Below are 24,700 nucleotides of genomic sequence, written 5' to 3' on the forward strand. Positions count from 1 at the left end.
CCCGTCATGGGACTCGACGACAAGATTAAGAACGCCGCGCAGGATCTGACCGGCAAGGCCAAGGAAAAGATCGGCACCGCCACCGACAACGACAAGCTCGCTGCCGAAGGCGCCGCCGACCAAGCCGAAGCCAAGGTCAAGAAAGCCGCTGAGAACGTCAAGGACAACCTCCGGTAGCAGACCGGTGGGGAGGAACCGCGTCCCCCTGCGATGTCCTCCCCACCTCCCCGCACCATAACAGCACCCTGAAGGAGCAGATCATGACCGAGAACACCACCCCGCTGTCAGAAGACAACTCGCTGGAAGGTCCCGACATCGAAGTCCCCACGCATGACTCCGACGGCACCACCAAGCCGGGCGGTCTCGGCGGCGACGGCACCATCCCCAACCACCCCGCCGGTGTCGCTGCCGGACACACCGGCACCGCGTCCACCTTCGAACCTGAAGAAGACGAGCACGCCGAGTAAGCACACACGAACACGCGCGAGCCGGCCGTACCCCTCATCCGGCACGGCCGGCTCGCGGTGTCCCGCGAAAGGACTCCTCATGACACGTCGACTTGCCATCGTGTGGAACCGGAGCCTGACCCGCTTTCCCGGACACCTGAATTGAGGCGATGATCGTCTCGGAAGGAGTCCGTGAGATGCCTGCTGCCCACGCGCCGGAGTTCCGGCGTCGAGCCCTGGATCTGGTCGCCCAAGGAAACCCCGTCGCGCAGACGGCCCGAGATCTGGGGATCAGCGAATCCTGTCTTCGCAACTGGATGAACCGCGACGCGGTCGACAGTGGCCGCAAGCCCGGTCTGACCACCGATGAGCACAAGGAGCTCGTCGAGCTGCGGCGCCGGCTGCGGGTGCTGGAGATGGAGAACGAGATCCTCAAGCGTGCTTCGGCGTACTTCGCCAGGGAGAACGTGCTCCTAAAATAGGGTTCCGGCTGGTCCAGGAGCTCGCCGCCGACGGGATCCCCGTCGCGGTGGCCTGCCGGTTCCTGAAGGTCTCGACCTCCGGCTACTACGACTGGGCGAGCCGGCCGCCATCGGCGCGCACGATCGCGGATGCGGAACTGATGACAACGATCCGACGCATTCACGCCGACTCCAGGGAGACCTATGGCGCGCCGCGGGTGCTCGCCGAGCTGCGACTCGGACTCGGCGTCCACGTCGCCCGCAAACGCGTCGCGAGGCTGATGCGACTGGACGGCCTCGTCGGAGTCTCGCACCGTCGCAAGCGGCGCGGCTGGAAGCCGGACACCGCCACCCACGAGGACCTCGTGAAGCGGCAGTTCCGGGCTGATGCACCGAACCGACTCTGGTTCTGCGACATCACACAACACCGCGCCAGAGACGGATGGGTCTACTGCGCGGCCGTCATCGACGCCTACTCGCGCAGGATCGTCGGCTGGTCTATCTCTGATCGCATCACCGCGGAGATCGTCGTCGACGCGCTCGAGATGGCCCGGTGGCGCCGCCGCCCCGAGCCCGGCACCGTGGTTCACGCGGACCGCGGAGCGCAATACACCTCCTGGCTCTTCGGACACCGACTCCGTCAAGCCGGGCTGCTCGGCTCGATGGGCAGGGTCGCCTTGTCCGTGGACAACGCGCTCATCGAGAGCTTCTGGTCGACGATGCAACGCGAGCTCCTCGACCGCACCACCTGGGACACCAGGACGCAGCTCGCGTCGGCCATGTTCGAGTGGATCGAGGGCTTCTACAACCCCCGCCGCCGACACACCAGCCTCGGTAACCTCAGCCCCGCCGACTACGAAGCCCTTCACACCGCCGCAGAAATCGCGGCATGATCAGCACACAAGAACCGTCCGGGAAACCGGGTCAGGCTCCGCTTGCTTTCGACATCAAGTATGACGTCGACCCGGATCTCGGCCTTGGCTACATCTAAGCCGGCGCCAGGCGGACGCGCCGAGTGGTGAGGACGAGGCTCAGCGGTCGACGTCAGTCGGCCGCTGTTGCTGTCGCCTCCGCCGCCGGTTCGTAGTGCCCCAGCGATCGCTCCTGCAGAAAGGCGCACAGCTCGGCAGCGATCTGGAGTTCGTGCGTCAGCGCGTTGAGCTCGAAGCTGGTCAGCTCGATGGTGTCGTTGGATGGCTCGATGAACACGTGCCAGCTGAGCTCGTCGCCCGAGTCGCGAGGTTCGATCCACACCGCGTTGGGCGCATTCTCCAGCGGGATGAGCACCAACCCCGTGTCCTCGCCGTCGGAGCCATCTTGCACCGCGACCCGGATCTCGTCGCCAGCGGTCCGGGCTTCGACGAAGTCGGCAACCCAGCTCTCGAGGGTCTCTTTGCTGTGGAAGGCCATGCGCATGCTCCTTGAATGTGGCGGTCCGGAGTCGGTGTCGTCGTGCGGCGGAGGAGGGGTCTCGGTCACTGTTCGACCGACATCGACAACTCGCTGTCAGCGGTCGACGGGATTTGGTCTTGTGAGGGCTCGGGGACCAGTTTCAGTCCTCCGGGCGAGTTTGCTGTCGACATCAGCTGCTTCAGCCACGCCTGGTTCAGCGGCTCGGACTGTCGGTTGTCGAACCGGATGTCCCAGCTGGTCGACGCGCTCACCCACTTGGCGACGCGACCGCTGCCCAGGCTCACGTCGATCGGCCACGTGAACACGAAGGGCTCGTGACGGCGGAGCTTGGTCACGATCACGGCTTCAAGGTGTGCGAGAACGCGGTCATCGAGTTTGATGACGTCCGTACCGATGGTCAACCGTCCCACGGCTGCTACTCCTTTCCGACGCCGGCGTGGGTCGAAACGACCGGCGAGAACTATTCAGGGGAGGGGCAGGGGTTCCGTGTGGGAGGACGACCGCTGCTCCAGGTATGCACAGAGTTCCGCCGCGGTGTCGAGTTCCGCGGTGAGCGCGTGGGAGCTGTCCTGCAAGACCACCTTGATGAGGTCGCCGTCGCCGCGGGAAGTGAGAATTCCGCGAGCCACCCTTGCAGTGTGGCGTGGCTGTGAAACGACGTTCCGGATGTGCTCGCCAGTCCGGAACCATCACGAGCGGGATCCGGAGCAGGTGCTGCCGACGCCGTCGACAGCGTCGCAGGGTTCCGGGCGTGATCGTTCAGAGAGGTGCCGTTCATCGTGGCGTCTTCCTGGAAGGGCAAAAGGGTTTCGAAATGGTGCGGAAGGGCTTTGCATCGTTTCGTTCTGGGCGTCGAGACGGCGCGGGGCTGGCACTAGCTTACGGTGTAAGCATGCGTATTGGCGTACCCGAATGTGACCATGAACCCAGGAAGACGGGGGAGGATCGAGGTGGAGGCTTCACATGACCAAGCAGTCCGACACCACGTCCAACAAACTCACCCGCGAGGTGATCATCGACGCGGCCCTGGAGCTGGTTGATCAGTCCGGGCCGCAGGGATTGTCGATGCGCAGCCTCGGCCAACGACTAGGCGTTGAAGCGATGTCGCTGTACCGACACGTACACGGAAAAGAAGACCTCCTCGAAGGCGTCGTCGCCTCGCTCCTGGCAGACCTCGCCGCCACGATGGACGACGAGCTCGACCAGCACTGGCAGGCATTCCTTCAGAAGCTCGCGCACACGATCCGGGACATCGCCGTGGAACACCCCAAGGCATTCCCGCTGATCGCGACCCGCCATCCCGCCGCCCCGTGGCTTCGTCCACCGCTTCGCAGCGTGGAAGTCGTCAACACGTTCCTTCGTGCGCTCATCGCTCAAGGGTTCACGGACGCCCAGGCCGTCAGCGCGTACCGCGCCTTCACCAGCTTCCTCCTCGGCCAGCTGCTCCTAGAAACAACCATCCGCGGAGCACAGTTCGGCCCCGACGACGTCCCGCTCGACGAAGGCGGCGCATCCATCCCGAACCAGGACGGCCGCGCGACGCTCGACGACGTCCCCGAGGTCCGGCGCCTCCGCTCACTGCTGAGCGAGGATCGCAGCAAGGAAGAGTTCGAAATCGCGCTCGAGCTTCTGCTGGACCGACTCGACGGGGAACTGTCTCAATAGCACCACCAGGCGAGTCGTCACCGGCGCAACCACTGCTCGTACCGAGCAGCAGCCCACCGGAACTTCGACAACGCGTGCCGCATCTCCATGTCGAGGGGAAGTGCGTCGATCGCAGCATCCACCGGCAGGCTGCGCTCGGCCAACAGTGACTCGAACGCGGTACGCGCCGTGCTCTTCTCGATGAGGAGAGCGGCGAACTCGATATCCGCCCACTTCGCGACAGACAACTCTCCGTTGCAGCCGGCACTGAGCACGCGGCGCCCGGTCAGGACGTATTCGCGGGCAACACCCGACTCATCTCCCCGTCGAGCGGCCCACCTGGAGAAAGTACCGGGCGTCCATGCCCGGATTCTGAGCAGCACGGCTGGCGACCCCGCAGCCCTAGCGTCGACGCGACCCTGGTCACTACGATGCGCCCCGACGGCGCCGCACAAGCTACCGGTGCCGCGGAAGAAGCACGAGGAGCACTGCGCATATCCCGGTCAACACCGCCCCGGGAAAGATGACGCCCCAGTTCCACTGCACGTCTTGAGGGCCATCGGGGCCGAAGATCCCGCACCAGGTGAAGAACAGGCCAAGGGTCAGCCCCCCGAGTAGCGCGACGGTCACAGAGATCGACCTGACCCTGTCCAGCACAAACCCCCTGCCCGCCTGTAGCGACGATCGTATTGCCGAGTCGCTAGCCTCGGCAACGCTGCAGCCTACCCGCGTGGGCGCCCCCCACCCATGTCAATCCCCGTTCATGAGCAGCACGACGTGGCCCATGCTTACGCAGTAAGGCGGTCTCGCGCCGACATCACACGGCGCACCATGGCTGGGGCTACTGCCCAGGAAAGAACTGTGTGGCGCCGGTCCGGGTGTGGGCCGGCGCCACCATGAACGGAGCCCACGCGATGACCTCACACGGACGAGCAGTGATCGTCCTGATCGCCGGGTTCGTAGCCGCAGCAGTCGGCATCTACTGCTGGATCGTTCCCGATGCTGTCGGCTGGCGAGTTGCCGGGACCGTCTTGTTCGCAGTCGCGGTCGCATCCTGGGTCCTAGGAGGGCGCCTTTTCGGAAGAGCCGAACGGGCGCAAACCGCCGACCCGGACAGTGGCAGCGACGACCCGCCCGCGCATCAAGAGCCATGATCCCTGGCATCCACAGAACACCCATGAGAGGACAGCACGAATTGGCCACCACTGACGAAAACGCTGCACAGCCGTCGCGCACGCACACAGGGATCTCGGCCGAAAGCCTCAAAGACAAGATCGTTGCCGCGTCCGAAAACGCCAACACGGCGACCCCAACATCACTCGCGAACGAGCCCGACGGGCTCGGCAAGGACGGAACAATTCCTGCCAATCCCGATGGTCTCGCCGCGGGCTACACAGACACCCCCTCTCACTTCAATGCCGAAGAAGATGAAGACGCCGACTAACCGTCCACCTGTGCACGACCACTTCTCAGCTTGCTCGGCGAATCTTCAGCCAGCTGTCACGTTCGCGTCTTCCGCGTTCACGAAGCGGTCGTCGCACGGTGACACCCTGGTGGGATGACCGACTCGCACGACACCGACCCCGCCGCGGCGCACGTACGGTCCGTGCTGTGGGACTGGGACCCCATCGGCGTCCGAGCCATCAGCGCAGCCTGGCCCAGTAGCGAATATGACGACCTCGTTGCCCCTCTGGTCAACGCTTTGGAGCACCAGCCGGCGCTCGACGAACTCGCGAGCGACCTGCATGAACTGGTGACCGTGCAGTACGGTTTGCCCTCACCTCACGGGTGCAAGAACGCCGCAGCTGCGCTTCTTCGTCTACCGCGCGCGGCGTGACTCACCCGATGCGTCACCGAGCTGGCTACCGGGTGAGGCTTCAGCTCACGACTCACCAGATCTCCTGTCACCGCTTCAGATTGTTCGCCCGGGTGGCAACCGCAAAGACCCCGAGCTCGAACGGGCTGTTCGGGCAGGTCGCACCGAAAACGACCTGCCCGAAAGCGCGACCTCGGTACCTCCCGAGATCACGTGAAACGTCGAGGGACTGACGCTTCACCCACCGCACCCGGGGGAGCGGCAGCCTGCATTTCCTAGTTTGTACCCGCAACGCAAGACGGCCACAAGGCGTGTTAGCTCATCGGTCCGATGCGCACACGACTTGATACGCCGCATAGCGCGCGCCGCTCGGGCGACATGGTTGTCGGCCTTCGGGTCAACGCTCGCTGAGCTGCATCCGGCTGCGTGCCGTTGTCAACCCCCGTCGCGTTCGCGCACGGTGGAGTCGAGACTGCGGCTGTTCAGCAATATCCGGGCTCAGGAAGGAGAGGCGCTATGGCAGACCTCGGAGGTTTCGGCGACAAGGCGAAGGACGTCGTCAACAGTGAGAAGGGCGAGCAAATGTCCGACGCCGCGATCGACAAAGCCGGCGACGCGGCAAGCTCCGCGTCCGGCGGGAACTTCGACGACAAGATCAACGCCGGCGAAGACGCCGCCGACTCGAAGATCGGTGACCAGAGCTGATCCATGAGATGGAACCGAAAAGGACGCCTCTGCGGGCGTCCTTTTCGATGTACGGCCTCGTACTACTGAGTGACTTCGCAGTCCAGGTGCACTTCGCCGTGGCGGCGCGCGACCAGCTCGAACGGCGTGGCTTTCACGTCAGCGCACCGCGCGGGTTTTCGTGAAATGTGCGCGCGACCGTGATGCCTGCGCTCACGCTACCGACTCGGCATTTCCGCGCCACTCCCCGACCAACCGATAATTACCCTTATGTCGACTCGGCAGATGGAACGGGCACCGGTCTTCGGGAGCGAGCGCAGGGCAATCGGAGATGCCGACGCGCAGGGTGAGTGACGCAGAGATCAACGTTGAGCGGTCCACGTAACAGCTCCGCAACGGTCCAAATCCAACGTATTGACGTTCAGCCAACTACCAGGATGAGTTCGGAGCAAGTTCTAGGGGGGACTCTCATGAAGCGATTCACGAAGATGTTGGCAGCCAGCGCGGGTCTGGCTCTGGTTGCGGGTCTAGCCGCTGTTCCGGCTTTCGCGGAGGGCTCGCGCGGACCGGGCGATTTCTGGAACGCACGTACGGGATTCAGCTCCGGGAGCTGGCGCGACTACCAGAACGACAGCAACAACACGAACGTGAAGCTGTCGAGCTGTTCGCTGACGAATGGCGACACTCTCACGAGTGTTCAGGTCGGCCTTTGGGATGAGCATGGTGCCCTTCCTGACGCGCAAGTCGGGGCCTACAAGAACCTCGGCAAGTGTGGGACCGCAAGCTGGACCCACACCTCGTCCAGCTACATACTCCGTAACAGCACATTCCACTGGGCCCTTGGCAACATCAACGGCAGCAACCGGGGCTACCTTGTCGGGACGGCGTACGTGACGTTCTAACCGGCTCGGGTAGGTTCGGCGCGTGAGCATCACGGCAACCGACGTCTCCTACGCCTTCGGTCGGAAGGAAGTACTCCACAACATCAGCATTTCGTTCGATGCTGGAGCGACACTACTTCTCGGGCCAAACGGTGCCGGTAAGTCGACGACCCTCGAGGTTCTCGCGTCGTTACGTCGGCCCCAGGCCGGCGACACCGAGATCGCCGGGGTCGGCAAACCGGGGCCAAAACGACGGCAGCTGGCCTCCTACAGGGCCGCCTTATCATGGCTGCCGCAGACTTTTGTGCCTTATCCCGGGCTCAAAGTTCGAGAGCAAGTAGCTCTCGCTGGTTGGCTCAAAGGGATGTCTCGAACTGACGCGTGGGACAAGGCTAGCCGCGCCTTAGAGCATGTGACTCTAAAGGAAAAGGAAGCAGAACCGGTCAAGTCACTTTCTGGTGGTCAGCTTAGGCGTCTGGGGATTGCGGGTGCCCTCGTGCACGACGCGCGCGTCATCTTGATGGACGAGCCAACGGCTGGGTTGGATATATCACAGCGCCAGCGCTTCCATAGCCTCATAACTGAGATCGGAGCCTCGCGAACCGTTGTCGTCTCTTCTCACGACACTGAGGACGCCCTGAGCCATTACGACTCAGTGGCCGTCCTTCACGCGGGAAGGATTATCTTCAACGGAACCAGCGGAGACTTTGTGGAGGGCACCGACCCCTCTGCGCGCCCCGCTGATCGCTTTCAGAAGGCGTACGAGTCGTTCGTGGGTGTCTCCGAGTGAGGCCGATTTTCCCTCTGACGAATCACGCGGCGACTCTCCTGTTTCTGCCAGCTCTCGTCCTGACCGTTCTGTTCGGGATTGCGCAGGGTGTCCGTGGTGACACGGTCGGTTATTGGGTGGGGATCGTCAGCTCCGCAACGGTGTTCGTCGTTCTCTCCTGCACCTACGCGTCGCTCGCCGCCGCTCTCACTGCAGGGCGCATCCGTAAAGCACAGGTATTCAAGGGCGCGACAACGCGCTCCCCACTCGCCATTGCGTCGGCGGGAGTGTGGCCGCCCGTGGTCGGTGCGATCATCCTGCAAGCGGTCGGCCTCGCGATGGCAAGCAGCCATAGCTGGGGTGCGCCTGGGCGAATCCCAGTGGAGATCTTCGCGGCCTGGATCGTGATGATCCTGTTCCACACCACGCTGGGATACCTCTTCGGCCTTCTAATGCCTGCGGTAGTCGCCGCCCCACTGGCCGTCATCGTCTCGTACGTGTGGCTCGGCTTCACCTGGTCAGTCGACTATGTACCACTGCGATACCTCGCTGGCCTTGCTCTATCGGGCTGTTGCGCCGTATACGCTGACCTCCCCATCGAAGCACCCTTAACAGTGATCCTCTTCTCGGGGGGAGCGGTAGCGCTCATAGCCGCAGCCCTCGCTCTTTGGAACCATCGCCGGCGGTGGCTCATGTTCGCGGGACTCGCGTCGATCATGATTCCTGTCACTGTCTCTTCGATCGCCCTTGCTAGCAACCTTGGCTACTACCCATCTCCTCCGCGCGCAACCAACGATCTCGTTTGCGCCGAACAGGGCGACAAGAGCGTCTGCCTCTTTCCTGAGCAGCTCTGGAATCACCAAGGCACCCCCACTCAAGTCGTTTTCTCCGCCCTCGACCGGCTCGAGGCGCAAGGCATCGACGTGCCCCAGCGCGTGTCCGGCGCGATCGTGCCGCCCTCCGCCGACACGGTGTGGATGGTCTATCGCAGTGACTTCAGCAACGAGGTGACCCTCCGCTCTCTTGTGAGCTCGCTAGTCCCGCAACGGCAAGAGGGCGAAGTGTGCGTCAGAGACGACGAAGATCCCGATCGCATGTTTGTAATCACCGATGTGCTTCGTCGTGAGCTTTATCGCCTCGCGTCTGCGTCGGACTCGGCACCCGATCTCGGAGAAATGCCAACCGGCGCAGACCAGATCGACGCCGTAACAAGCTATCTGAACCGTCTGGATGAGGACCAACGAGCCTCCTGGGTGAACAACGCAGTTACCGCTCTCCGCGACTGTGAGGTGGCGTACCCGGACACGCCACCCCTTGTCTCATGATCTGGCTGACAGGTTCGATTCGAACGTGGTGGTTGCTCGCCGCGGGTGCCGTGGGCGGCATCGCCTCCGCCCTGTTTGTCGGAGTGACGTTCGCGGTACCCGCGCTCGACCAAAGCCTCACCTTTCAGCAGCTGCCGATGACTGTGATCATTCCCCTCGTGTTTGTTGTAGTTGGAGGAGGCATCACGGCTCAGGGCGCTACAGCTAGCGCGGCTGTTTCTGCACGGCGTCATGCCATGCTCATCAACTCTTCCCTGTTTGCGGCGATCATCACCTTCGTGATGTTTCACATCATCGGCCTGATGCTGACTGCAGGTCTCGACGACCTCGCCGGCGCACGGAACGCGCTGGCCTATGCGGCGCTGCTCTACACGGCTCAGAACTTTGTCGGTGTGGGCTACGCGCCTCTTATCCCCGCGATCTATGCCGTCATCGCCACCATCTTCGGACGCGTGGGGGGGGTTATCCAACTATGGGCATGGCCCGCTCTGCCTGCCTCATGGTCAGATCTCGCCGTAGCATGTCTGGCCGCCCTCGCCACCGCCGTCACCGCCAGCGCTTGGGCAGATCGGTCTTCCGGTCGGTTCTACGGGGTCACTAGACCTGCATGGCTGAACAGCCAGTAGGTGTCACCGAGCACGCTACGAATGCAGTCGCGGGACTTTGACCCCGACATGGCCAGCTGGCTTGCCGGACGCGCAGCGAGCTAAGAAGACTCTTGTTGCCGCACGGCGAGGGCCTGCACGCGTACGCGTGCAGGCCCTCTGGTCCGGTCAGACTCGCTGGCTGATCGTTCCGCCGGGGTTGCGGTTGGCGGTCGATTCGGTGACGAACCGGCCGGTCGCCGCGGAGCGGTGCACGGTCGTCGAGTTGCTCGTGCCGGACCCGACACGTTCGGTGGTGGTTTTTCCGGGCCAACGGGCCGCAGCGTGTCGACGGCGCTCGAAAACTGGACAGTAGCGGCGCTTGAAAAGTGAACACTCAACGATTGGAGAGTGATCACTTTGGAGGACTGGGCGTTGATCCGGAGGCTGGCCGGCGAGGGCGTGCCGAAGGCGCATATTGCTGAGCGGTTGGGGATCTCGAGGACCACGGTCATCAAGGCGGTGAACTCGGAATCGCCGCCTCACTATGAGCGGACAGCGGCGCCGACGTCGTTCACGCCGTTCGAGTCGCGGGTGCGTGCGTTGCTGCTGGAGACGCCGACGATGCCGGCGACGGTGCTCGCGGAGCGGGTCGGGTGGACGGGCTCGATCCGGTGGTTCCGTGACAACGTGAAGCGGTTGCGGCCCGAGCAGCAGCGTCTCGATCCCGCGGATCGGATCACGTGGGCGGCGGGGGACGCGGCGCAGTGCGATCTGTGGTTCCCGCCGAAGAAGATCCCGCTCGAGGACGGGACAGCGAAGCTGTTGCCGGTGCTGGTGATCACCCCGGCGCATTGCCGGTTCACGACGGGAGTGATGATCCCGACGCGGAAGACGGAGGATCTGCTGCTCGGGACCTGGCAGCTGATCGAGCAGCTCGGCCGGGTTCCGCGTCGGCTGATCTGGGACAACGAGACCGGCATCGGGCGAGGACGCCGTCACGCGGACGGAGTCGACGCGTTCATGGGAACCCTCGCGACCAAGCTCGTGCTGCTGCCGCCGCGGGATCCGGAATCGAAAGGGATCGTGGAACGCCGCAACGGTTGGTTCGAGACATCGTTCATGCCGGGCCGGTCATTCACCTCGCCCGCGGACTTCAACGAGCAGTTCACCGACTGGCTCGGAGTCGCCAACCAGCGGAGGGTGCGCACCCTGGCCGCCTCTCCGATCTCGCTGCTGCCTGCGGATCTGGCGGCGATGTTGCCGTTGCCGCCGATCCCGTTGCATCTGGGCTGGCGGAACCGGATCCGGCTCGGCCGCGACTACTACGTCCGCATCGACACGAACGACTACTCCGTCGACCCGCGCGCGATCGGCAGGATCGTCGACGTCACCGCGGACCTGGACCGGGTCCGCGTCCGCCTCGATGGACGGATCATCGCCGACCACACCCGTGTCTGGGCACGAGGAATGGTGATCACCGACCCCGCGCATCGAGAAGCTGCGGCCGTCCTACGACGCGAGTTCCAGCAGCCGCGACTTGTTCCAGTCGGCGACGATCTGACTCGGGATCTCGCCGACTACGACCGCGCGTTCGGGCTCGTCGAGGGGAGCAACTGATGGCCGGCAAGACCGACGTCGCGAAGCAGATCACCTATTTCGCCGGCGCACTCAAGGCACCCCGGATCACGGAGGCCGCAGCCCGGATGGCGGACCAAGCACGCGACGCCGGGTGGTCGTTCGAGGACTACCTCGCCGCCGTCCTCGAACGCGAAGTGAGCGCTCGCAACGCCTCCGGCGCGGAGCTGCGGATCAAAGCCGCTGGCTTCCCGAGCCGGAAGACGCTCGAGGACTTCGACTGGGACGCGCAACCAGCCACCCGGCAGCAGATCGCCGCGCTCGCTTCGGGAGGGTTCCTCCTCGAAGCGCAGAACGTGGTCCTGCTCGGCCCTCCCGGGACCGGGAAGACGCACCTCGCGACCGCGCTCGGGATCGTCGCTGCCCGCCACGGGCACCGGGTGTTGTTCGCGACTGCGACCGATTGGGTCACCCGACTCGCCGACGCCCACCGGCAAGGCAACCTCCCACGAGAGCTCACCCGGCTTCGCCGTTACGGGCTGATCATCGTCGACGAAGTCGGCTACCTCCCGTTCGAACAAGACGCCGCCAACCTCTTCTTCCAGCTGGTCTCGTCACGCTACGAACACGCGTCGCTGATCCTGACCTCGAACCTGCCGTTCTCCGGCTGGGGTGGCGTCTTCGGAGACCAGGCCGTCGCCGCCGCGATGATCGACCGGATCGTTCACCACGCCGACGTCCTCACCCTCAAAGGGGCCAGCTACCGCCTCCGCGGCAGAGGCATCGACAGCCTCCCCAGCATTCGCACCACCACCGACGAGACCCCTGGCTAGACTGCCCGCAACCGTTCACTTTTCGAGCGCCGAAAGTGACCAGGATTCACCCGCCGCCGACACAGCGGCCTTGGAAACGAAACGACCGGTGGATGCGGAGCGACGAACGGTTCCCATGGGAACTCCTTTACTGATTGGTGCCGGGTGCCGTGAGACGGAGCGCCGCTAGTCTGCGGCTGCCAACTCCGGTACAGTCAGTGCTCTGGATGAGACCTGACCTTCTCAGGGCTTGTGAGCCGTCCCGTTACCGCGGGGCGGCTCTTTTCAGTTGTGATCCCGACGTCTCGGTATATATCCGTCGGTGCTCACTTCCCCTCGCCGGACCTGAACTTTCCCGTGGAGCTGCCCTTCATGGAGCGCGACACAAGGGACTGAGCTTTGCTAGACGGCACCGAGCGCCGCGCAGCCTTGGCGCTCTGGGTACCAAACGAGGAACGTTCGATCTTGCCCCTGAACTGATCGCTCATGCCGATTCCTTGTCCTCTCGTAGCTGCTGACGAGCCCGCGCCATCGCGGACTCCACCGCCTTTGCGGTCATACTCAACTTCTCGCCAATCTCGGCGTGCGTGTAACCGTGGACCGCATGGAGGTAAAAAGCTGACCGAACGCGCCCGTCAGTGATCTTCCCGAAAGCGCGGCGGAGCTCATCCTTGACCTGCGCTGCTTCGCCCGCGTCCGGGGCGGTGGGTGCCGAGGGGCCTTCCTCGAATTCTTCTACCCAGTCGAGAGCGGCTGGCGGCGCCTCCGGCTCGATATATGACCGAATCTCTTCGCGGAGCCACCGCTTGTAGACGTTGCTGAACTGAAACAGGCACTGGCCCACGAAGAACGTCCGCAGGGAAGCCCCCTTCGCGGGATCCCACCTGCCAGGGATGAGCACCTTGTCGCGGAACGCGATCAGCGCGCGGACGACAGTCTCGTCCGCGAGGCTTTCCGCATCCTCGATCATCGCGCCAGGCCGCGGCTCCGCGTCGAGTGCCCCGAATCCCTTTCGCTTCACTTCACCGCAGATCTGCCCCTTGTAGATCCAGCCGCGGATGACCGCCCACCCGTACTTTGCGATCTCGTTGGCGAACACGTCGTAGTTGCGCCCTCGAAAACCGCTTGCACGAAGCGCATCCGCGAGCTCGCGGTCCCCAGCGAGCCGATCAAACTCATCCTCGAACCGCTCACGCTCTCCATCTGCGACCGAGGCCAGATTCCTCGCCCACTCACTGAGAGTGGGAACGCCTTCGGGAGACGAATGCTCATCGGGCACGTCGTTACCGGTCATGGCGTTCCTCGCGATCCTGCTCAGTTCATAATCACCACGATCCCTCATATGTCCGACACCGGCGACCTCCCCTCGCCGCGCGGTGAAAATGTTCAAGCGACTTCGAGGCTTTGACTCGTGGAGCTCAGTTCTGGCTGGCTGACTGGCTGGAGGTCAGAGAGTTGGAACCCCTCTTGCGAAGCTCCGATAATCGACGTTATGTCAGCACAAGCGAATCGACGGTGCTCTCCCCTGCCGAAGATCCGGTAGACAGGGGCATGGGGGGAACATCTTTCGAGCAGCTCCGGAGGTCGTTGCGGAATCCGGTTGCTCGTCGCGCGATCGGCATCGAGATGTCCGACGGCGAAGCCGTGCGCATAGCAGCGGACGACGGCCTCGCTCGCGCCTACTACGAGAACTGGCTGAAACGGACGCCGGTTGAGGCCCCGACGCACCTGCCGCAAGGCCCGCAAGCTTTTGTTGACAATGCTGCTGTCGGGCAGAAACCGCGGTCTGGGTCTTGGGGCTGCTTGGGGTGCCTCGGAGTCCTGCTCGTCGCTATGGTTGGCTTCCAGCTCCCGAGAGCCGGAGAGGATCCGGCAGATCGCAACGACAACCAGTCTGTGGCCGGGGTGGTCTGCGAAAACGCCGTCAGAACGAATTTGAAGGCTCCTTCAACTGCATCGTTGGACAGCGACGCAAGCGATGCCGGCTACCGAAGGTGGACCGTCTCGGGGTACGTCGACTCCGAGAACTCCTTTGGTGCGATGATTCGCACTGGCTACGCGTGCGCCGTAGACGTCACTGCGGACGTCGAGCTGGCGTGGCGGAGCGGCCTCGTCCCGAGCTCGCCGTCCTCGAGGACCTCCGCGTGGCGGAGGCGGATGACGTCGCCGCGGCGGCCGCGCACGGTGAACCGCAGCCAGCCGACGAGGTTCTGTCCGAAGTCCACGAGGGTGCGGCCCGACGGCGACCGCCAGATGCGGCGCGGCGCGAGGGTCTCATGGCGCCGGATCGGCGGGGCCGCCTGCGGTTCGAGGGTCGCGGTCGATCTCGACCGCGCGGACGGCGAGCGCCGGCTCGTCTCCGCGGACCCGGGCATCCACCGTCTGCCCCTTGTACAGCGAGTTGCGTGTGATCCCGGATGCCGTTGCCCGCCGCTCCGGCGACGTCGTGAGCCGCTGTCGCCGCCCGTCGCGGAACTCGACCTCGAGCGCCGCGGCGACGGCGATCCCGTCACCGTAGTTCCCGTTCGCGGCACCGAACCCGAGCCGGCCGCGCCACCACCCGTTGCCGAGCAGCAAGCCGACCTCGAGGTCGCCCGTGGCGCCCCGGACGATCGCCGTCACGTCGAACGAGTGGTAGGCGAGCCGCCATTCGTACGAGGTCCACCCGGGGTTCAGGACCGACTCGGTGACGGGCATCCCGTCGCACCGTGGAAGCGCAGGGCCACCCCCTCCGAAGCTTCCGCCGTCAGGAAGGCGGCATCGTCGAGGGGGATGCGCGCATCTCGCGACCTTCCGTTCGGGCAGAGCCCGACGAGGTCAGGCCCGGCCGAACCCGTCGAGGTCGGGGTCCCAGTACGCTTCGGGCCCCTCGTCCAAGATCGTCTCACCCGAGCCGCCGTCGCCGCGAGGGAAATGCGGGTGGTGTCGCAGCTGCGCGGCGGCGAAGGAGAAGTCGGGCTCGGGACGGTCCCAGTCGGTCGCGACCGAGAGCACGTCGTTGCCGACGCCGATGACGAGGGATGCCTCGCCGATCTCCCCGTTCTTCTCGAACACGATCGGGATCGTGACAGCATGGGCCCGGCCGCGCTCTGCGACGGCGGCCGTCAACGTGACGAGAGCCTCCGCGACGTCATCGGTCGTGACCACGGTCTCGCCGGCGTACGTGATGCATCTCATGTGCCCACTATGTGGCGTGAAGTCCGAATCACCGAACGGTTGCGTTCCCGCCGCCCGGCGAGTACGGCGGATGCCGCGGTCAGGCCTCGGCGGTCACGGGCGCGACGTCGTCCACCGCATCCGTCATCTTCTGCAGGAAGGCGACGACGTGCTCCTGTTCGTCGGGGGTCATCCCGACGGCGACGTCGTACATGAGCCCGTGCATGCGCCCGAGGGTCTCGCGCACCTCTTCGTTCGCGTGCGGCGTCGCCCGCACGAAGATGCTGCGCCGATCGGTCGGGTTCGCGATCCGCTGGACGCGTCCGGTCTTCTCGAGCCGGTCGAGCATCGTCGTGATCGACGCCGAGGTGACCCCGAGATACTTCACGAGCTCGGCGGGACGGGCGGAGTGGTCGGGCTGACGCAGAAGGTAGCGAAGCGCGAGAAGCTCGTTCTCACCCATCGCCATCGAGTCCCGGGTGCGGCGACGCATGGCGGCCTCGGCGGCACGATAGGTGCGCAGGGCCTCCAGGACACGACGCGCACGATCCCGCTCGCCGGGGGCCTCGTTATACCAGTAGCCGGCCTTGTCCTCGCCGTCCGCCACATCCACTCCCTACCGGTCGCGCCGAAATGCGACGACTTCGTCGAGAATAGGTGATGGGAGCGGGCGGACAGCCGCCAGTAGCCACGTGTCCCCGGATCCGCTACTCTCCCGCAACCGCGAGAGGGGAAGCCCATGCCGTTCCGAAGCAAAGAGACCCTCGAACGCTGGGTCGACGAGTTCCACGAGGCCCGCGGCGCCGGCGAGCGCATCAAGGTCATCGTGCAGGACGGCACCGGCGGCGCCGACACCGGCCTGGTGGTCGTCCCCCTCGAGAACGCGACCGTCACGATCTTCATGCAACCGGCCGAGGTCGGGGCAGCGTCGTGGCGCGTGACCATCGAGCCGCAACCCGACACGACGATCCTCAACAGCCACCAATTGCACGCGATGGCCGTCGAGCTGTCCGTCGCCGCGGAGCTCTGCGCCTACCTCGAAGCCCGCTCCGTCGGCCACGAGGAGACTGACGTCGACTGACCTCCGGCAGCGGTCTTCAGCCGGCCCGCGTGCCCGCGTCCGGCTCGCTGAGCGCCGGATGCAGGTGAGGCGACGCGAGGGCGACCGCAGCCTGTCGCGCACCGGCCTCGAGGCTCGCATCGACGTCCGAACCCGCACCATGCGCAGCGAGGAATCCCGCGAAGAAGGCATCGCCGGCCCCGTTGCTGTCGACGACGTCGACCTCTACTGCGGCGACCGCGTACCGACGGCGAGCCGCGTCCATCGCGATCGCCCCTGACGCTCCGCGCGTGCACACCGCGAGACGGGGGCCGCGCTGCAGACACGACTCCAGCAGTTGCCACGGGTCATCGACGGCATCGTCGTTCATGAACACGACCTCCGCGGCGCGCAGGAACGGCTCATGGAATGCGGCCTTCCCGTCGTAGTCGTGGAGGTCCGTCCAGACCGGCGCGTCGATGCCGCGCGCCACGAGCTCGGCCCCGAGCGCGCTGAGGTCCACGACCGCGACAGCGGCGGAGTCCAGATCGTCACCGATCTCCGCGACGATCGCCGGATCCGCCGCCGAAGGCGTCGCGACGTACAGGGAGACCCGCTCGCCCGCCCGAGTCATCAGATTGACATGCTGCTCCGTGGCCTCGGACGCGTGGCGCGCCAGCCGCACGCCCGCACGCGCGAGCCCGCTCGCGACGGCGGCACCCTCGGCATCCGCTCCGAGAAGCGCGTGCAATCTCACGTCCAGGCCGAGCTCCGCAAGGTGGACCGCTTTGCCCGCCGATGTGCCGCCGACCGTCCGCACCGATCCGGTGGCGAACTGCATGTGGGGCGTGGGCTCGGGGAGCCGATCGAGTTCGATCAGGTGGTTCCAGGCGGCGGGCCCGCACACGACGACAGTCATGCGCTCAGTCAACCATCGGTCTCTGCTCCGGAGGCCGACGACCGGACGCATCCGTTCTCACATCGCGCCTCCCTCCGAAGAGAGGAAGAGGTAACCAAAGCGGTCGATCCCGGTGCGGTCGGGGGAAACACCGGCCCTTTAGCGTCGAGCCTCACACCCGGCTCCACGACTGAAAGGGATCTGCGATGACGTACGTCAAGCCCACCGAGCTCGTCCAGACCGTGATCGACGCCGGCGCGTCGAAGGTCATGCTCTCCACCCGCGACACCCTCGTCCGCTCCATCATGGGCGGCGCGCTGCTCACGCTCGCGGCGGCGTTCGCCGTCACGGTCAGCGTCACCACCGGCATGCCGCTGCTGGGTGCCGTGCTCTTCCCCATCGGGTTCGTGATGCTCTACCTGCTCGGCTACGACCTGCTCACCGGCGTGTTCGTGCTCGCACCCCTCGCGTGGCTCGACAAGCGCCCGGGCGTCACGCTCGGCGGCATCCTGCGCAACTGGGGACTCGTCTTCCTCGGCAACTTCATCGGCGCGTTCTCGATCGCGCTGCTCATGGCGATCGTCTTCACGAACGGCTTCTCGACCCCGCCGAACGAGGTCGGTCAGGCGATCGGCCACATCGGCGAGGGCCGCACGGTCGGCTACGCCGAACACGGTGCCAACGGGATGCTGACCCTCTTCGTCCGCGCCGTGCTCTGCAACGCCATGGTCGCCACCGGAGTCGTCCTCGCGACGGTGTCGAAGGACGTGATCGGCAAGATCGTCGCGATGTGGATGCCGATCATGCTGTTCTTCTTCATGGGCTTCGAGCACTCCATCGTGAACATGTTCCTCTTCCCCTCGGGTCTGCTCCTCGGCGGTGACTTCACGATCGGCGACTACCTGATCTGGAACGAGATCCCGACGGTGCTCGGCAACCTCGTGGGCGGACTGCTCTTCGTCGGCATCCCGCTGTATCTGACGTACGGACGTCCCGCCGCCCCGCGCCGCGTGCGCCCGTCGCGTCGCGAAGCCGCCGCTGCCCGCGCCGTCGCCGCAGGCTCCGCCGTCCCCACCCGGTGACCGACGTGGCCGGCATCGTAAAGAGACTGCAACACGACGTGACCACGCAGGCAACCTCGCCCGCATACCGTCACGACATGAGCTCCACCGGCCCCACCCCGCCCCACGTGGTCGTGGTCGGTGCCGGGATGGTCGCGCACCGCTTCGTCGAGAGCCTGCTCAGCCGCACCGACGAGCCGTGGCGGATCACCGTGATCGGTGAGGAGCAGCGGCATCCCTACGACCGGGTCGGCCTCACGTCCTTCTTCGCCGGGGCGTCGGCCGACGACCTCGCCCTCGACGGGGGTCCGCTCTCGGACGAGCGGGTGCGGTTCCTGCGCGGCGTCGCCGTCACGCGGATCGAGCGCGACCGCGCCGAGGTCGTCACCGACCGCGGCGAGCGCATCGACTACGACCGGCTGGTGCTCGCGACAGGTTCGTACGCCGCCCGGCTCGCGGTCGACGGGTACGACCACGACGGCTGCTTCGTCTACCGCACGCTCGACGACGTCGAGGCCCTCGAGCGGTTCGTGCAGCGCCGGTCGGCCGAGCTCGGCCGCCGCCTGGTCGGCACGGTCATCGGGGGCGGACTGCTCGGCCTCGAGGCGGCCGGCGCGCTGCAGGGCCTCGACGTCGACTGCACCGTCGTGCAGTCGTCCGACCGGCTCATGTCGGCGCAGCTCGACCTGCCTGCCGGCGACGCCCTGCGCCGGCTCATCGAGCAGCGCGGGATCGGCGTGCGCACATCGGCGATCACGACGCGCCTCGACGCCGACCGCAGCGGGCAGGTCGTCGGGCTCGAGTTCCGCGACGGGTCGTGGGAGCGCACAGACGTCGTCGTCTTCACCGTCGGCGTCCGCCCGCGCGACGAACTGGCCCGCACGGCCGGGCTCGCCGTCGACCCGCGCGGCGGTGTCGTCATCGACGCCGGCTGCGACACCTCCGACCCGGCGATCCTCGCGATCGGCGAGGTCGCCAGCTTCGAGGGCCAGTGCGTCGGTCTCGTCGCCCCCGGCTACGCCATGGCCGAAGTCGCCGCGGCGCGCCTGCTGGGGCTCGAAGCCTCGTTCGCGGGCTTCGACGTGTCGACGAAGCTCAAGCTGTCAGGCGTCGACGTCGCGAGCTTCGGCGACGCGTTCGCCGAAGCTCGCGGCGCCCTCGATGTCGTCTACGCCGACCCGATCGCGGGGGTCTACAAGAAACTCGTCGTCTCGGACGACGCGAAGACCCTGCTCGGCGGCATCCTCGTCGGCGACGCGTCGGCGTACGGGTCGCTCCGTCCCCTCGTCGGCGGCGCCCTCGGCGGCGACCCCGTCGCCTACCTCCTGCCCTCCGATGGCGTCGCCGCCCCGACGGGCGACCTGCCCGATGACGCGCTCGTGTGCTCCTGCAACAGCGTCACGGCCGGCGGCATCCGCTCGGCCGTCCACGACGAGGGCTGCACCGACGTGAAGGGCATCAAGGCCTGCACGAAGGCGGGCGCGGCGTGCGGGTCGTGCGTCGGCATGATCACGAAGCTCCTCGGCAGCGAGCTCGCGAAGACCGGCGCCGCGCTCAGCACCGCGCTGTGCGAGCACTTCGCGATGTCGCGGCGGCAGCTCTTCGACGCTGTCCGCGTCTCGGGACTGTCGACCTTCAGCGCCGTCATCGACCGGTTCGGCACCGGCCGCGGCTGCGACATCTGCAAGCCGGTGCTCGCCAGCATCCTGTCGACCCTCACCGGCCGGCACGTACTCGACGGCGAGAACGCGACCCTGCAGGACACCAACGACCACGTCATGGCCAACATGCAGAAGGACGGCAGCTACTCGGTCGTCCCGCGCATCCCGGGCGGCGAGATCACCCCCGAGGGACTGGTCGTCATCGGGCAGGTCGCGCAGGACTTCGGGCTGTACACGAAGATCACCGGCGGTCAGCGCATCGACATGTTCGGCGCGAGGCTCGAGCAGCTGCCCGAGATCTGGAAGCGACTGGTCGACGCGGGCTTCGAGTCGGGCCACGCCTACGGCAAGTCGCTCCGCACGGTGAAGTCCTGCGTCGGGTCGACCTGGTGCCGGTACGGCGTGCAGGACTCGGTCGGCATGGCGGTGCAGCTCGAGCTGCGCTACCGCGGGCTGCGCTCGCCGCACAAGATCAAGCTCGGCGTCTCGGGCTGCGCCCGCGAGTGCGCCGAGGCCCGCGGCAAGGACGTCGGCGTCATCGCGACCGAGGCCGGCTGGAACATGTACGTCGGCGGCAACGGCGGCTTCACGCCCCGCCACGCGGTGCTCCTGGCCGAGGGACTCGACGACGCCGGGCTACTGCAGGCGATCGACCGCTTCCTCATGTACTACGTGTTCACGGCCGACCGCCTGCAGCGCACCGCCCCCTGGTTCGAGGACCTCGAGGGCGGCATCGACGAGCTGCGCCGCGTGATCTTCGACGACTCGCTGGGCATCTGCGCCGATCTGGATGCCGCCATGGCCCGCCACCTCGACAACTACGAGGACGAGTGGAAGGCGACGCTCGACGACCCCGAGAAGCTCCGCCGCTTCGCGTCGTTCGTCAACGCCCCGACCACCCCCGACCCCTCGCTCGCGTACACGGTCGAGCGCGGGCAGGCGCGTCCCGCGACGGCGGAGGAGCGCGAGGACGGCCGCGTCCTCATCGCGGGGACGACCCTGGAGGTGCGGCGATGACGATGATGGTGCACGAGACGGATGCCGCGGTGCCGGCCGGCTGGACCGCGGTCTGCGCGCTCGCCGACCTCGAGGTCGAGCGCGGCCGGGCCGCGCTGCTCGGCGACGAGCAGATCGCCCTCTTCGTCACCCACGCGGGCCGGGTGCACGCCGTGCAGAACCTCGACCCGTACAGCGGCGCCAACGTCATCTCGCGCGGCATCGTCGGCACCCGGGGCGAGGTCCCGACGGTGGCGTCGCCGATGTACAAGCAGGTCTTCGACCTGCGCACCGGGGTCTGCCTCGAGACGCAGGGCAAGGACGCAAAGACGCTGCGGGTGTGGCCCGCCGCCGTCGAGGACGGCATCGTCTACGTCCGGGAGGAGCAGCGATGACCACCCTCTTGGGTCTCTCCCTGACGGGACGACGCGTCGTGTTCGTGGGCGGCGGCGTCGTCGCCGGGCGGCGCGTCGGCCGCTTCCTCGACGAGGGCGCGCTCGTGACGGTGGTCGCGCCGGCGCTCGGCGACGCCCTACGCGCGCACGTCGCCGCCGGCCGCGTGACGTGGGTCCCGCGCCCCGCCCGTCAGGACGACGTGACGGATGCCTGGCTCGTCCACGCGGCGACAGGCGACGCATCCGTCGACTCCGCCGTCGCGGCGTGGTGCGACGCCGTGCGCGTGTTCTGCGTCAACGCGTCGGACGGCGCCCACGGGTCGGCCCGCCTGAGCGCCGAGACCCGGTCGGGCGACGTGATCGTCGCCGTCGCGTCCGACGCCGGCGTCGACCCGCGCCGGTCCGCGCGGCTGCGCGACGCGATCGCGGGGGCGCTGCGCGACGGGATGCTGCCCCTGCGGCGCCGTCGCACCGCCGCCGGTCGCGTCGACCTCGTGGGCGGCGGCCCCGGTCCCGCCGACCTCATGACCGTCCGCGGTCGCCGGCTGCTCGCCGAGGCCGACGTCGTCGTCGCCGACCGGCTCGGACCGACCGACGTCCTCGCCGAACTCGACCCCGACGTCGAGGTGATCGACGTCGGCAAGGCGCCCGGCCACCACCCCGTGCCGCAGGAGGAGATCAACGCGATCCTCGTCGCCCACGCGCGCGCCGGCAAGCGCGTCGTCCGCCTGAAGGGCGGCGACCCGTTCGTCTACGGCCGCGGCGGCGAGGAGGTCGCCGCGTGCCTCGCGGCGGGCGTCCCGGTCGAGGTGGTGCCCGGGCTGACGAGTGTCGTGTCGGTGCCCCAGGCCGCCGGCATCCCGGTCACCCATCGCGGCACCGCTGCGGGACTGCACGTGACGATGGGCCAGGGCCCGGTGTCGGCGGCGACGCGCGCCGCGCTGGCCGACGACACCGTCACGACCGTCGTGCTCATGGGCGTCGCCGCCCTGCCGAAGCTCGTCGCCGCCGCGCTCGCGGCCGGGGCGCCCGCGCACCGGCCCGTCGCGATCGTCGAACGGGGTCACACCCCGACGCAGCGGACGACCCGTACGACCCTGTCGGCCGCGGTGACGGATGCCGCAGCCGCCGGTGTGAGCAATCCCGCCGTCATCGTGGTGGGCGAGGTCGCCGCCGCGGGCCTGCTCCTGCCCGACGCGGCCGCGGTCTCGGCGGGAGGAGGGGATTCCGACCGGTGACGACCCCCCGCCCCGCCCTCTCGGCCGCGCTCGGCGGCTGCACGATCGTCATCGCCGTCGATCGTCGATCCGCCGAGCTCGCGTCGGCGTTGGAGCGGCACGGGGCGACCGTCCGTCACGCTCCGGCGCTCACGATCGTGTCGCACATCGACGACGAGGCGCTCATCGGGGCGACGCGCGAGCTGATCGACACTCCGCCCGACATCGTCGTGGCGACGACGGGGGTCGGGTTCCGCGGGTGGATGGAGGCCGCCGACGAGGCGGGCCTGCAGGGCGCGCTGCACGAGGCGCTCGCGGGGGCGCAGATCGTCGCACGCGGCCCCAAGGCGCGCGGCGCGATCCAGCAGGCCGGGTTGGCGGCGGACTGGGTCGCCGAGTCCGAGACCTCCGAGGAGCTCGGCGCCTTCCTGCTCGCCGAGGGTCTCGAGGGGCGCCGCGTCGCGGTGCAGCACCACGGCTCGGGCGCGGACGGCCTCGACGAGCTGTTCACCGAGGCGGGCGCCGACGTCGTGAGCCTGACGGTCTACCGCTGGGGGCCACCGCCCGATGCCGCCGCGGTCGCGCGCTCGGTGGTCCAGACCGCGCAGGGCGAGGTCGACGCCGTGCTGTTCACCTCCGCGCCGGGGGCCGCGGAGTGGATCGAGACCGCGCGGCGCGAGGGCGTGCTGGAGGACGTCGTGCAGCGCTCGGCCGACGGCACCCTCCTGCTCGCGGCCGTCGGCCCGATCACTGCAGGCCCCCTCGTCGCCGTGGGAGCCGCGCCGCTCGTCGCCGAGCGCGGCCGGCTCGGCTCGCTCGTCCGCGCCGTCGTCACCCACTTCGGCGGCGGGGGCGCGCCGTCGCTCGCCACGCCCGTTGGGCGCCTCGAGCTGCGCAGCGGCGCCGCCGTCCTCGACGGTGCCGTGCTGCCCCTGTCGCGCACGTCGGCGTCGATCCTCGCGATGCTCTTCGCCGCCCGCGGCGGCGTCGTCGGGCGGGCCGAACTCGCCGCCGCCCTGCCACGCTCGGGTGCCGACAGCGCCCACGCCGTCGACGTGGCGATCGCGCGTACGCGCGAAGCCCTCGGCATCCCGACCCTCATCCGTACCGTCGTCAAGCGCGGGTACCGCCTCGACGTCCTCGCCCCGGAAGGATCACCGTGACGCCCGTCCTCATCGCCTGCTCGCACGGGACCAGTTCGCTCGCCGGACGCACCGCCATCTCGGCCCTCGTCGAGAAGGTGCGGCTGCTCCTTCCGCACGTCGCCGTCGAGGAGGCGTTCGTCGACGTGCAGCAGCCCGAGATCGACGACGTCGTGCGGGCGACCGCCCCGCGCGCCGCGGTCGTCGTCCCCCTCCTGCTGTCGACGGGGTTCCACACGAAGGTCGACATCGCCCGCGCGGTGACGGATGCCGGGGGCCGCGCCTCCGCCACAGCGCCGCTCGGGCCGCATCCGCTGCTCGCCGACCTGCTCGCGACGCGTCTGCGCGAGGCGGGGACGGCACCCGGCGACGCGGTGGTGCTCGCGGCGGCGGGATCGACCGACCCCGCGGCATCCGTCGACGTCGTCGCGATGGCCGACCTGCTGCGCGAGCGCGTCGACGGCCCGGTGTCGGTCGGCTTCGCCGCGGGCGCGGGAACCCGCATCGGGGCCGCCGTCGCTGCGGCGCGGGATGCCGGTGCCCCCCGCGTCGTGGCCGCGAGCTACGTCCTCGCCCCCGGCTTCTTCGCCGACGTCATCGCCCGATCCGGCGCCGACCTCGTCACCGCGCCGCTGGCGCCCGACGACCTCGTCGCCCGGGTCGTCGTCGAGCGCTACCTCGCCGCCGCCGCCCCGCTCACCCGCGCCGCCTGACCCATCCCG

Annotated in this window: 30 protein-coding genes; 21 read left to right on the forward strand and 9 right to left on the reverse strand. The window is 67.5% G+C overall.

All coding sequences use genetic code 11. The features are described 5' to 3' along the window. The first annotated feature begins 6 nt into the window (after positions 1-6). The 4 genes from Q9S36_RS18290 (at position 7) to Q9S36_RS18305 (ending at position 1,800) form a co-directional block, all read left to right on the forward strand. On the forward strand, positions 7-177 hold the full coding sequence (locus Q9S36_RS18290; protein WP_311286357.1) for a CsbD family protein: 171 nt from the start codon (positions 7-9) through the stop codon (positions 175-177). 83 nt (positions 178-260) lie between these two features. Further along, positions 261-467 (forward strand): hypothetical protein, encoded by a 207-nt coding sequence (locus Q9S36_RS18295; RefSeq protein ID WP_311286358.1) that lies wholly within the window; start codon positions 261-263, stop codon positions 465-467. Between the two features lie 176 nt (positions 468-643). Beyond that, positions 644-928 carry a transposase gene (locus Q9S36_RS18300; RefSeq protein ID WP_311286359.1) on the forward strand — a complete coding sequence of 95 codons (285 nt, stop codon included), beginning with the start codon at positions 644-646 and terminating at the stop codon, positions 926-928. A 47-nt stretch (positions 929-975) separates the two neighbouring features. Next, complete coding sequence (locus Q9S36_RS18305) at positions 976-1,800, forward strand: IS3 family transposase (RefSeq protein ID WP_311286360.1); 825 nt, start codon at positions 976-978, stop codon at positions 1,798-1,800. 151 nt (positions 1,801-1,951) lie between these two features. Here the strand turns inward: Q9S36_RS18305 and Q9S36_RS18310 are convergent, their stop codons facing one another. Together Q9S36_RS18310 and Q9S36_RS18315 are read right to left on the reverse strand one after the other, a co-directional pair. Continuing rightward, complete coding sequence (locus Q9S36_RS18310) at positions 1,952-2,317, reverse strand: hypothetical protein (RefSeq protein WP_253035147.1); 366 nt, start codon at positions 2,315-2,317, stop codon at positions 1,952-1,954. A 65-nt stretch (positions 2,318-2,382) separates the two neighbouring features. Then, positions 2,383-2,730, reverse strand: coding sequence for a hypothetical protein (locus tag Q9S36_RS18315; protein WP_311286361.1), 348 nt, complete (start codon positions 2,728-2,730; stop codon positions 2,383-2,385). 553 nt (positions 2,731-3,283) lie between these two features. Here Q9S36_RS18315 and Q9S36_RS18320 point away from each other — a divergent pair. After that, complete coding sequence (locus Q9S36_RS18320) at positions 3,284-3,985, forward strand: TetR/AcrR family transcriptional regulator C-terminal domain-containing protein (RefSeq protein WP_311286362.1); 702 nt, start codon at positions 3,284-3,286, stop codon at positions 3,983-3,985. Positions 3,986-4,002: 17 nt separating this feature from the next. Here the strand turns inward: Q9S36_RS18320 and Q9S36_RS18325 are convergent, their stop codons facing one another. Beyond that, the gene (locus tag Q9S36_RS18325; protein ID WP_311286363.1) at positions 4,003-4,347 is read right to left on the reverse strand and encodes a hypothetical protein; all 345 of its coding nucleotides are present in this window, start codon (positions 4,345-4,347) and stop codon (positions 4,003-4,005) included. Between the two features lie 794 nt (positions 4,348-5,141). Here Q9S36_RS18325 and Q9S36_RS18330 point away from each other — a divergent pair. The 9 genes from Q9S36_RS18330 to istB all read left to right on the forward strand — a co-directional run bounded on the left by Q9S36_RS18330 (position 5,142) and on the right by istB (position 12,434). Next, positions 5,142-5,408, forward strand: a complete 267-nt coding sequence (locus Q9S36_RS18330) for a hypothetical protein (protein WP_311286364.1) — start codon at positions 5,142-5,144, stop codon at positions 5,406-5,408. Positions 5,409-5,522: 114 nt separating this feature from the next. Beyond that, entirely contained in the window at positions 5,523-5,801 is a 279-nt protein-coding gene (locus Q9S36_RS18335; RefSeq protein WP_311286365.1) for a hypothetical protein, read from the forward strand. 495 nt (positions 5,802-6,296) lie between these two features. Beyond that, on the forward strand, positions 6,297-6,485 hold the full coding sequence (locus Q9S36_RS18340) for an antitoxin (protein WP_311286366.1): 189 nt from the start codon (positions 6,297-6,299) through the stop codon (positions 6,483-6,485). Between the two features lie 449 nt (positions 6,486-6,934). Then, positions 6,935-7,366 (forward strand): hypothetical protein, encoded by a 432-nt coding sequence (locus Q9S36_RS18345; protein WP_311286367.1) that lies wholly within the window; start codon positions 6,935-6,937, stop codon positions 7,364-7,366. A gap of 22 nt (positions 7,367-7,388) precedes the next feature. Further along, a complete protein-coding gene (locus tag Q9S36_RS18350; protein ID WP_311286368.1) occupies positions 7,389-8,135 on the forward strand; it encodes an ATP-binding cassette domain-containing protein in 747 nt (248 codons plus the stop codon). Beyond that, positions 8,132-9,439, forward strand: a complete 1,308-nt coding sequence (locus tag Q9S36_RS18355) for a hypothetical protein (protein WP_311286369.1) — start codon at positions 8,132-8,134, stop codon at positions 9,437-9,439. Before Q9S36_RS18350 ends, Q9S36_RS18355 begins: the two co-directional genes overlap by 4 nt. Further along, positions 9,436-10,065: a hypothetical protein gene (locus Q9S36_RS18360; RefSeq protein WP_311286370.1), complete on the forward strand. Its 630-nt coding sequence runs from the start codon at positions 9,436-9,438 to the stop codon at positions 10,063-10,065. Before Q9S36_RS18355 ends, Q9S36_RS18360 begins: the two co-directional genes overlap by 4 nt. Positions 10,066-10,434: 369 nt before the next feature. Then, complete coding sequence (gene istA, locus Q9S36_RS18365; RefSeq protein WP_311286371.1) at positions 10,435-11,643, forward strand: IS21 family transposase; 1,209 nt, start codon at positions 10,435-10,437, stop codon at positions 11,641-11,643. Then, the gene (gene istB / locus Q9S36_RS18370; protein WP_125133150.1) at positions 11,643-12,434 is read left to right on the forward strand and encodes an IS21-like element helper ATPase IstB; all 792 of its coding nucleotides are present in this window, start codon (positions 11,643-11,645) and stop codon (positions 12,432-12,434) included. The genes istA and istB overlap by 1 nt, the downstream gene beginning before the upstream one ends. A 463-nt stretch (positions 12,435-12,897) precedes the next feature. Here the strand turns inward: istB and Q9S36_RS18375 are convergent, their stop codons facing one another. The 5 genes from Q9S36_RS18375 to Q9S36_RS18395 all read right to left on the reverse strand — a co-directional run bounded on the left by Q9S36_RS18375 (position 12,898) and on the right by Q9S36_RS18395 (position 16,176). Continuing rightward, a complete protein-coding gene (locus Q9S36_RS18375; protein ID WP_311286372.1) occupies positions 12,898-13,707 on the reverse strand; it encodes an RNA polymerase sigma factor in 810 nt (269 codons plus the stop codon). Between the two features lie 760 nt (positions 13,708-14,467). After that, on the reverse strand, positions 14,468-14,638 hold the full coding sequence (locus tag Q9S36_RS51635; protein WP_253036146.1) for a family 78 glycoside hydrolase catalytic domain: 171 nt from the start codon (positions 14,636-14,638) through the stop codon (positions 14,468-14,470). A gap of 49 nt (positions 14,639-14,687) precedes the next feature. Continuing rightward, positions 14,688-15,110, reverse strand: a complete 423-nt coding sequence (locus Q9S36_RS18385) for an alpha-L-rhamnosidase N-terminal domain-containing protein (RefSeq protein WP_253036145.1) — start codon at positions 15,108-15,110, stop codon at positions 14,688-14,690. A gap of 120 nt (positions 15,111-15,230) precedes the next feature. Continuing rightward, positions 15,231-15,590 carry a hypothetical protein gene (locus tag Q9S36_RS18390; protein ID WP_311286373.1) on the reverse strand — a complete coding sequence of 120 codons (360 nt, stop codon included), beginning with the start codon at positions 15,588-15,590 and terminating at the stop codon, positions 15,231-15,233. A gap of 79 nt (positions 15,591-15,669) precedes the next feature. Then, complete coding sequence (locus Q9S36_RS18395) at positions 15,670-16,176, reverse strand: MarR family transcriptional regulator (protein ID WP_311286374.1); 507 nt, start codon at positions 16,174-16,176, stop codon at positions 15,670-15,672. Positions 16,177-16,308: 132 nt separating this feature from the next. Here Q9S36_RS18395 and Q9S36_RS18400 point away from each other — a divergent pair, with 132 nt between their 5' ends. Then, positions 16,309-16,650, forward strand: a complete 342-nt coding sequence (locus tag Q9S36_RS18400) for a hypothetical protein (RefSeq protein ID WP_311286375.1) — start codon at positions 16,309-16,311, stop codon at positions 16,648-16,650. Positions 16,651-16,666: 16 nt separating this feature from the next. Here Q9S36_RS18400 and Q9S36_RS18405 read toward each other — a convergent pair whose 3' ends face one another. Beyond that, positions 16,667-17,527, reverse strand: a complete 861-nt coding sequence (locus tag Q9S36_RS18405) for a PfkB family carbohydrate kinase (protein ID WP_311286376.1) — start codon at positions 17,525-17,527, stop codon at positions 16,667-16,669. 185 nt (positions 17,528-17,712) lie between these two features. Between Q9S36_RS18405 and Q9S36_RS18410 the strand changes: the two genes are divergently transcribed. The 6 genes from Q9S36_RS18410 (at position 17,713) to Q9S36_RS18435 (ending at position 24,691) form a co-directional block, all read left to right on the forward strand. Further along, the gene (locus tag Q9S36_RS18410) at positions 17,713-18,588 is read left to right on the forward strand and encodes a formate/nitrite transporter family protein (protein ID WP_311286377.1); all 876 of its coding nucleotides are present in this window, start codon (positions 17,713-17,715) and stop codon (positions 18,586-18,588) included. A 77-nt stretch (positions 18,589-18,665) separates the two neighbouring features. Beyond that, positions 18,666-21,245 (forward strand): nitrite reductase large subunit NirB, encoded by a 2,580-nt coding sequence (gene nirB, locus Q9S36_RS18415; protein ID WP_311286378.1) that lies wholly within the window; start codon positions 18,666-18,668, stop codon positions 21,243-21,245. Continuing rightward, positions 21,242-21,619 (forward strand): nitrite reductase small subunit NirD, encoded by a 378-nt coding sequence (gene nirD / locus Q9S36_RS18420; protein WP_311286379.1) that lies wholly within the window; start codon positions 21,242-21,244, stop codon positions 21,617-21,619. The genes nirB and nirD overlap by 4 nt, the downstream gene beginning before the upstream one ends. After that, positions 21,616-22,857 (forward strand): uroporphyrinogen-III C-methyltransferase, encoded by a 1,242-nt coding sequence (cobA, locus tag Q9S36_RS18425; protein ID WP_311286380.1) that lies wholly within the window; start codon positions 21,616-21,618, stop codon positions 22,855-22,857. The genes nirD and cobA overlap by 4 nt, the downstream gene beginning before the upstream one ends. Further along, on the forward strand, positions 22,854-23,999 hold the full coding sequence (locus Q9S36_RS18430; protein WP_311286381.1) for a uroporphyrinogen-III synthase: 1,146 nt from the start codon (positions 22,854-22,856) through the stop codon (positions 23,997-23,999). The genes cobA and Q9S36_RS18430 overlap by 4 nt, the downstream gene beginning before the upstream one ends. Further along, entirely contained in the window at positions 23,996-24,691 is a 696-nt protein-coding gene (locus Q9S36_RS18435) for a CbiX/SirB N-terminal domain-containing protein (RefSeq protein ID WP_311286382.1), read from the forward strand. The genes Q9S36_RS18430 and Q9S36_RS18435 overlap by 4 nt, the downstream gene beginning before the upstream one ends. The last annotated feature ends 9 nt before the right edge of the window (positions 24,692-24,700 follow it).

Source organism: Microbacterium sp. ARD31, from assembly GCF_031844425.1.

Coding starts and splice junctions, on each gene's coding strand:
- Q9S36_RS18290 (WP_311286357.1), top strand. CDS start 7: ATGGGACTCGACGACAAGATTAAGAACGCCGCGCAGGATCTGACCGGC.
- Q9S36_RS18295 (WP_311286358.1), top strand. CDS start 261: ATGACCGAGAACACCACCCCGCTGTCAGAAGACAACTCGCTGGAAGGT.
- Q9S36_RS18300 (WP_311286359.1), top strand. CDS start 644: ATGCCTGCTGCCCACGCGCCGGAGTTCCGGCGTCGAGCCCTGGATCTG.
- Q9S36_RS18310 (WP_253035147.1), bottom strand. CDS start 2,317: ATGGCCTTCCACAGCAAAGAGACCCTCGAGAGCTGGGTTGCCGACTTC.
- Q9S36_RS18320 (WP_311286362.1), top strand. CDS start 3,284: ATGACCAAGCAGTCCGACACCACGTCCAACAAACTCACCCGCGAGGTG.
- Q9S36_RS18330 (WP_311286364.1), top strand. CDS start 5,142: ATGAGAGGACAGCACGAATTGGCCACCACTGACGAAAACGCTGCACAG.
- Q9S36_RS18335 (WP_311286365.1), top strand. CDS start 5,523: ATGACCGACTCGCACGACACCGACCCCGCCGCGGCGCACGTACGGTCC.
- Q9S36_RS18340 (WP_311286366.1), top strand. CDS start 6,297: ATGGCAGACCTCGGAGGTTTCGGCGACAAGGCGAAGGACGTCGTCAAC.
- Q9S36_RS18345 (WP_311286367.1), top strand. CDS start 6,935: ATGAAGCGATTCACGAAGATGTTGGCAGCCAGCGCGGGTCTGGCTCTG.
- Q9S36_RS18360 (WP_311286370.1), top strand. CDS start 9,436: ATGATCTGGCTGACAGGTTCGATTCGAACGTGGTGGTTGCTCGCCGCG.
- istB (WP_125133150.1), top strand. CDS start 11,643: ATGGCCGGCAAGACCGACGTCGCGAAGCAGATCACCTATTTCGCCGGC.
- Q9S36_RS18375 (WP_311286372.1), bottom strand. CDS start 13,707: ATGACCGGTAACGACGTGCCCGATGAGCATTCGTCTCCCGAAGGCGTT.
- Q9S36_RS18385 (WP_253036145.1), bottom strand. CDS start 15,110: ATGCCCGTCACCGAGTCGGTCCTGAACCCCGGGTGGACCTCGTACGAA.
- Q9S36_RS18390 (WP_311286373.1), bottom strand. CDS start 15,590: ATGAGATGCATCACGTACGCCGGCGAGACCGTGGTCACGACCGATGAC.
- Q9S36_RS18400 (WP_311286375.1), top strand. CDS start 16,309: ATGCCGTTCCGAAGCAAAGAGACCCTCGAACGCTGGGTCGACGAGTTC.
- Q9S36_RS18405 (WP_311286376.1), bottom strand. CDS start 17,527: ATGACTGTCGTCGTGTGCGGGCCCGCCGCCTGGAACCACCTGATCGAA.
- Q9S36_RS18410 (WP_311286377.1), top strand. CDS start 17,713: ATGACGTACGTCAAGCCCACCGAGCTCGTCCAGACCGTGATCGACGCC.
- nirB (WP_311286378.1), top strand. CDS start 18,666: ATGAGCTCCACCGGCCCCACCCCGCCCCACGTGGTCGTGGTCGGTGCC.
- nirD (WP_311286379.1), top strand. CDS start 21,242: ATGACGATGATGGTGCACGAGACGGATGCCGCGGTGCCGGCCGGCTGG.
- cobA (WP_311286380.1), top strand. CDS start 21,616: ATGACCACCCTCTTGGGTCTCTCCCTGACGGGACGACGCGTCGTGTTC.